The sequence below is a fragment of the Erwinia sp. genome, from assembly GCF_049696395.1.
In the GTDB taxonomy this organism is placed as follows: Bacteria; Pseudomonadota; Gammaproteobacteria; order Enterobacterales; family Enterobacteriaceae; genus Erwinia.
Genome location: NZ_JBAVTT010000125.1, coordinates 1 through 1,834 on the forward strand (window position 1 = coordinate 1; position 1,834 = coordinate 1,834).

A 1,834-nucleotide genomic window follows, 5' to 3' on the forward strand; every position below is an offset into this window, starting at 1 on the left:
TCATAACGCACCAGACGACTCTCATTGGTCGTGAGCTGGGGCGCAACAAACATTTTAATCACCACCACCGTGATCAGCAGCAGCAACGCAAAGAAGCCGACGATCAGGAGGGTAAATCTGGCCTGGGTTGTTTTTAACATGAAGAGCCCCACTCAACTCAATCAGGCACAATTGCCTGATCGGGTTAACGGCGGCTGACAGGGAAACTTGATGTGATATCGGTCTCATTTCAGACAAATATTTGGCAGGGGCGATCGGAACCGATCGCCTGACAGAATTTAATTCTGTGAATCAACCACCTGCGGTCGAGGACGGAAGATGTGATTACAGCCTTCCTGACGCAATCTTTCGACCAATTCGTTACCGCCACTCTCTTCTGCTTCCGCCAGCTCACGTTCAGCGGTGGTGACCGGCGTGGTCCAGAGCAGATTCACCTTCTCACCCTCCCGCTTCGGCAGCTTGAACTGACCTTCTTCTCCGCTCAGCTCGCCAGAAAGCAGGAAACCTTCAAACCCTACCGGAGCCACCGAAGATTCCAGCGTATGCCCTTCGCCCAGCCAGCTCAAACGAGCCCAGGGGAAGTGTGCAAAGCTGGCCAGCGCACTGGCCATCTGCACGGCGTTGTCTTCCGTCATCACTTCAGCGTCAATCGCCATTGCCAGCTCAACCCGGCGGTGTTGCCCGGCCAGATCCTCAAACAGAAAATCTACCCAGGGCATCGGGCGGATGCTCATCCCAAGCGTCAGAAAGTACCAGCTGCCCTGATGATAATGCTGGGAAATAGCCATCGGCGGCCAGTTGCCCTGGTCGATGGAGTAGTACTTAAGGGATTCACCGTACTGCGCTTCGTAGCACTTGATCATCTCACGCTGCATCGGATCCCATAAATGGCCGTCATGCCAGTCGCGCCAAAAATGGCGGTGCTTTTCAGCCTGAGCATAATAGTCGTTGGTGGAGGCCGACCCCAGCGGAGCGGTAAGACGATTCTCTTTGATACAGCCAGCGGAGAAACTGACCTGCTTATCCTGATAGAGGCTCCAGCCGGGGATCACCGCCAGCAATTGCCCCTGATACCACAGGGCCGCGCCATCATCGGTGGGTTCCCAGATAATCTGTAATCCAGCCGGATCCAGCATTGGCTCGGCCTGCAAGGTGCGGCAGTATTCCGCGCTAAGTAAGGGCGGTATCCCCTGCTCCATTGACTCGAGGTCTTCGCTGGCAGGTGCAGGCAGCAAGTTGCGCAACCAACAGCCACGCACCGCAAACTGACTGCGGAACGCTTCGGCGGGCCAAAGGTAGAAATAGGCGGCACGCTCATCCTGTTCAACCCTGGCGATCAGCGTTTGTTGCTGATTGGTGACTTCAGCAATCCGGTACGACTGTGTCATAAAGCCTCGACGATGGATGTGGGGGGATCCTTTTCCCGGAGAATAGGGCAGGATGTCCCGATGTGCCACTTCAGGGCAAGGGTAAAAGTCTCAAAAATGCCGGGCACGTCGTAAAACGCTGCGAATCTCTTCAGTAATCCCAGCAATATTGATCAAGGTTAATAATTAACCCGGCTGAAGGCCGGATATTTTATCAGGCACAATCATGGAATATAAGGATATAAATGATGGCCATTCCTGCCTATCTTTGGCTAAAAGATGATGGCGGAGCAGATATTAAAGGCTCTGTTGATGTGAAGGATCGTGAAGGGAGTATTGAAGTGGTCATCTTCTATCACGGTGTGAGCATTCCTACTGACGATTACAGCGGAAAACTAACAGGAACACGTAAGCACAGCTCAATGCAGTTTGAAAAGGAGTTCGATTCGTCAAGCCCCTACTTATAC

2 protein-coding genes are annotated in these 1,834 nt (G+C 53.2%); one reads left to right on the forward strand and one right to left on the reverse strand.

Annotated features, from left to right (window positions below):
• Positions 1-278: 278 nt before the first annotated feature.
• The gene (locus WCC56_RS15820; RefSeq protein WP_424693299.1) at positions 279-1,388 is read right to left on the reverse strand and encodes a suppressor of fused domain protein; all 1,110 of its coding nucleotides are present in this window, start codon (positions 1,386-1,388) and stop codon (positions 279-281) included.
• 227 nt (positions 1,389-1,615) lie between these two features.
• Between WCC56_RS15820 and WCC56_RS15825 the strand changes: the two genes are divergently transcribed.
• Positions 1,616-1,834, forward strand: a 219-nt coding sequence (locus tag WCC56_RS15825) for a type VI secretion system tube protein Hcp (RefSeq protein WP_424693300.1), incomplete at its 3' end; no start/stop codon positions are given.